Raw genomic sequence first — 4900 nt, forward strand, 5'->3', positions numbered from 1 at the left:
CGGGAGCTACGGGCGCAACCGGCCCGGCGGGAGCCACGGGGGTAGTAGGTGCAACTGGTCCTGCAGGTGCCAGAGGCGCAACCGGCCCAACGGGAGCCACGGGAGCTGCAGGAACTACCGGCCCGACCGGGGCCACTGGAATTAGCGGTGCAACTGGTCCGACCGGCCCGGCAGGAGCAGTAGGGCCTACAGGAGCGACCGGTGCTGCGCCGGAAGATGTATATGCATCTTTTGCGACGTTTGGAATCGCTTTTACGGACGGATCGCAGATTCCAATGGGAACGGTAACGGCCGACCCCACGGGGCAGATTGTTCTCACAGACCAGACGCGAATCACTCTTGCGCCAGGGGATTATCTGATTTCTTACCATGTTTCTGTGATACTGAGAACTGCAGGATATATGCAGATTACGCCTTTCTACAACGGCCGGTCATTTATTGAATATGGAATTTATTTTAAAACAGGATCAGATGTATCAAGCGCGTACGGGTCGAATTCCATTATCATTCATGTTCCGGAAGAAACGAGATTTTCCTTGACCTACAACAGCAATTCGTCGGGCAGCGACGGAACGGCGACGGTAACTGTTCTCAAGCTGTACCGGTCATAGAAGACAGAACATCAAAAATATACAAAAAACCCTTGCATATGGAAAAGTCTTATGATATATTAGAAAAGCTGAATAAAAATCACGTTTGCTGATTCCAGAAAACGGTGCCGGAAGCATTTTGCAGAAGGTCTTTTCGGAAGTATGAGAGGCAGGCGGAAGAAAAACCAAACGGAGGTAAAGACATGAGCGTTATTTCAATGAAACAGCTTTTGGAAGCAGGTGTGCATTTCGGCCACCAGACAAGAAGATGGAACCCTAAGATGGCTCCATACATTTACACAGAGAGAAACGGCATCTATATCATCGACTTACAGAAATCTGTAGGCAAGGTAGACGAAGCTTATAAGGCAATCTCTGATATCGCTGCAGAAGGCGGCACAATTCTTTTCGTAGGAACAAAGAAACAGGCACAGGATGCGATCAAGACAGAGTCTGAGCGTTGCAGCATGTTCTATGTTAACGAGAGATGGCTGGGCGGCATGCTGACCAACTTCAAGACAATTCAGTCCAGAATTGCAAGATTAAAAGAAATCGAGACAATGTCTCAGGACGGTACATTCGATGTACTTCCTAAGAAAGAAGTTATTGCTTTAAAGAAAGAATGGGAGAAGCTTGAGAAGAACCTTGGCGGTATCAAGGAAATGAAGAGAATCCCGGATGCGATCTTCGTAGTAGATCCTAAGAAGGAAAGAATCTGCGTACAGGAAGCTCATACACTTGGCATTCCGTTAATCGGCATTGCAGATACAAACTGTGATCCGGAAGAACTGGATTATGTAATTCCGGGTAACGATGATGCTATCAGAGCCGTTAAGTTAATCGTGGCTAAGATGGCAGACGCTGTTATCGAAGCAAACCAGGGTGAAGCTACTGTTGATGGAGAATTAGAAGCAGGAGCAGAAATCTTTGAAGCAGAGGCTGAGCAGCAACTGAGGAATAATCCTGATATTTAATGCTTCAGCCTGTCCGTTTGACGGGTTGAAGCACTTTGTGTTTTACAGGAAAATACGTCCTGTGAAATGAGACGCTCCGATATGGAAGCGTATATTTTGTTCTGCATGAATGAATCATTCCGGGCAGGACAAGCCAGTATGAAAAAGACAATAATATTAAAATTATGGAGGGACAAGACATGGCAGCAGTTACCGCAGCAATGGTAAAAGAATTAAGAGAAATGACAGGTGCCGGCATGATGGATTGCAAGAAAGCTCTTGCATCTACAGACGGCGATATGGATAAAGCAGTTGAGTTTTTAAGAGAAAAAGGACTTGCAACAGCACAGAAGAAGGCTGGACGTATTGCAGCAGAAGGTATTGTATATCCGATGGTTTCTGAAGATGAGAAGAAGGCAGTTGTTGTAGAAGTTAATGCAGAGACAGACTTCGTTGCAAAGAATGAAAAATTCCGCACATATGTCGCTGATGTTGCAGCTCAGGCAATGGCTTCAAGCGCAAAGGATATGGAAGGCTTTATGGCTGAAAAGTGGATTAAGGATGAATCCATGACTGTTCAGGAGGCTCTTGCAGCACAGATTTCCGTAATCGGCGAAAACATGAATATCAGAAGATTTGAGCAGGTAGAAGAGGCGAACGGTTTTGTTGCTTCTTATATCCACGCAGGCGGAAAGATCGGCGTTTTAATCGACGTTCAGACAGATGTTGTTAATGATGCGATCAGAGAGATGGCTAAGAATATCGCTATGCAGGCAGCCGCTTTAAAGCCTCTTTATACAAGTGAAAAAGAAGTAGATGCTGAATATATTGAGAAGGAAAAAGAAATCCTTACTGTAGCGGCAAAGAATGAGAAGCCGGACGCAAATGACAAGATCATCAGCGGTATGGTTATGGGACGTATTAAGAAGGAATTAAAAGAAATCTGCCTTTTAGACCAGGTTTACGTTAAGGCTGAAGACGGAAAGCAGAGCGTAGCAAACTACGTTGCAGAAGTGGCTAAGGCTAACGGAGCAAAGATCGAAGTTAAGAAGTTTGTTCGTTTTGAAACTGGCGAAGGAATGCAGAAAAAAGAAGAAAATTTTGCAGAAGAAGTAGCAAAGCAGATGGGAATGTAATTATTTGTTGATGTGCCACTTAAAATAGGCACGTTGGCCCACAAAAAAGCACCATTTTGGGGCTAAAACATCAAAAATAAGGACCTAAGGTATGTGAAAACCATACTTTGGGTCCTTTTTTTCGGTGCGCCCGGCGGCGCACGTTTCTAACCGGTGCAAGTCCGGAATCCGCCCGGTAGCCTGCAAAGAAAAAGTCAATAGTTATTTTTAAAATAAGTAATATTAAAAAATTTGTATTACAATAAAGCCGCCAATTATTGCCGGCTGAAAACGGAAAGATGAAAAACTACTATTAAGAAGTCAACGATGAGAGGTATTCATTGACGCGTCCGTAATAAATACGGAGAAATTTGTTTGCACCGGCGGTCATATAAACGTAATAATCTTTGCCTTGAGCACGTTTTTTCATCATAAATCCGTATACCGGATCATCTGGAGGTGCCAGTTTCATAAGTGAGTCCATAATTAGAAATAAGGTTTTTCTGAGTTGTGGAGCTCCTCGTTTTGATGTTCGGACACTTTGTTGCTCATAGTCACCAGATTGATTGGCACCTGGATCAACCCCGGCATAGGCAGTTAGAGCACCTTTATGAGAAAAACGGGATACATCACCGATTTCAGCTATCAGTTGCGGACCGAGTGTAGTTCCTACCCCAGCCATATCAAGTACTATTGGGTATTCTGGAAGTTTAGCAGCAGTCTGGTTCATAAGGAGACGAAGTGATTCCACATTTTTTGAGGCTATATTTAGCTGATCAACAGCCTGATGAATCAAAAGTTTTGTTACATTATCTTTTGGTAGTGTTGCGATAAGATCGTGACTAAATTCATATATATCGTTAGGCTTTTGGGGCTGAAAATTATATTTTTTCTTTTTACACCAAGATTGATACCGCTCAGAGAACGAAGAAATAGACTGTTTACGCACACAGTCAACGTGCCAGAAGATAGTGACAAAATCCACCCATTTTTGGCTTCCATCATTTCTTGCAGGGCTGTCAAAGAAGGTATTTATACCTGGAAATGTTTCATCAAGAAGAGCAATAAGATTATTCTTCATGGCTGTTTTCTGTTTCATGTAGAAATCAAACTGGCGGTTCATGTTTTTCAATTGTCGGCGCAATTCATCCGTGTTGGTGTATGGTTTAAGTTCACACCAGTTATCAAGAGTGTAGCGTGCGATTTTTATTGCATCAGCTTTGTCCGTTTTTACTTTACGTAATGAATTATTACCGAAGTCTTTTATTAGTTTAGGATTAATGGCACTTACGAATAAACCAGCGTCTGACAACCACTGTGCCATAGGCTCATAGTATCGGCCAGTATGTTCCATAACAATTCGAGTATCGTCATTTAAGCTTTTCAACTGGCTAATTAGATATGTTATGTCAGAAGATGTGTGTTTTACATCAAATGGTTTAGCAACAATCTCTCCGAATGGGCGGAGGATAGCGATTGTACTTTTGTTTTTTGATACGTCAATACCTACTGCATTCATTGTATTCTCCTTGTTTGGTATTTTGCCAATGGTAAGGTCGGCTTTACTCATTGCTTATTCTAACTACTGGCTGACGCGAACGTAATAGATCTACCTGCGTAAAACGAATGCTGCGAATGAGGGCAGGCTGACATTCTACCGGACGGACGCGAAGTCCAAGTGGGAAGCAGTCATACCATTGTTCCCTTCATTCTAACAGCTTGAGCAATAAGAAGGATATGGACATGGCTGGTTGTCATGTACCTTATCCATAATTCTATTGTAGTAGTGGGAAGGATATAGCCGAAGGCAAGGGTGTCCATCGTGAGGTGAAATCTGAAGGAAGCCGGATATGAGGAACATACTAACTCATGGGCAAATCTCTGGTCTGACGAACAGAAATCACATCAGGCTATGCATGAGGGTAAGACTGCCGAACAAGCTGAAGCCCAATAACTACACGGAATCATGTATGGTAAATGTGGCAGATAGATGGAGAGAAAGAAACGTGTGGTTCTCCTACAACAAAAAGACTCAAAAGTATTCCCAAACTAATCATTACGAGAGTGTGTGAAAAAAAGTCTGTAAATGCTGATCTTCTATGATAATCACTGGGCTGAAAGTTCCTTTTTGGACTTTCAGCCCTTGTTTTATATATAACAGCAACTATCGTTGTATGTCAAGAGCAGGCGAATATTCCGCCTGTGAAAAATAAGACAGATTGGCTTATTCCGGCAGACGGCC

The 4900-nt window shown here is 43.1% G+C and carries 3 protein-coding genes and 1 pseudogene; 3 read left to right on the forward strand and 1 reads right to left on the reverse strand.

Annotation, left to right across the window (positions count from 1 at the left end; translation table 11 throughout):
- From DXA13_RS21210 to tsf, 3 genes and pseudogenes are all read left to right on the forward strand, one after another.
- Positions 1–611 (forward strand): annotated as a pseudogene (locus tag DXA13_RS21210) (collagen-like protein); the annotation flags it as partial.
- 182 nt (positions 612–793) lie between these two features.
- The gene (gene rpsB / locus DXA13_RS20440; protein ID WP_148399911.1) at positions 794–1564 is read left to right on the forward strand and encodes a 30S ribosomal protein S2; all 771 of its coding nucleotides are present in this window, start codon (positions 794–796) and stop codon (positions 1562–1564) included.
- A 179-nt stretch (positions 1565–1743) separates the two neighbouring features.
- Complete coding sequence (gene tsf, locus DXA13_RS20445; protein ID WP_118246831.1) at positions 1744–2679, forward strand: translation elongation factor Ts; 936 nt, start codon at positions 1744–1746, stop codon at positions 2677–2679.
- A 292-nt stretch (positions 2680–2971) separates the two neighbouring features.
- Here tsf and DXA13_RS20450 read toward each other — a convergent pair whose 3' ends face one another.
- Positions 2972–4177 (reverse strand): IS110 family transposase, encoded by a 1206-nt coding sequence (locus DXA13_RS20450; RefSeq protein ID WP_118246832.1) that lies wholly within the window; start codon positions 4175–4177, stop codon positions 2972–2974.
- Positions 4178–4900: the final 723 nt, after the last annotated feature.

The organism is Clostridium sp. AM58-1XD, from assembly GCF_003464085.1.
GTDB lineage: Bacteria > Bacillota > Clostridia > Lachnospirales > Lachnospiraceae > Lachnoclostridium_A.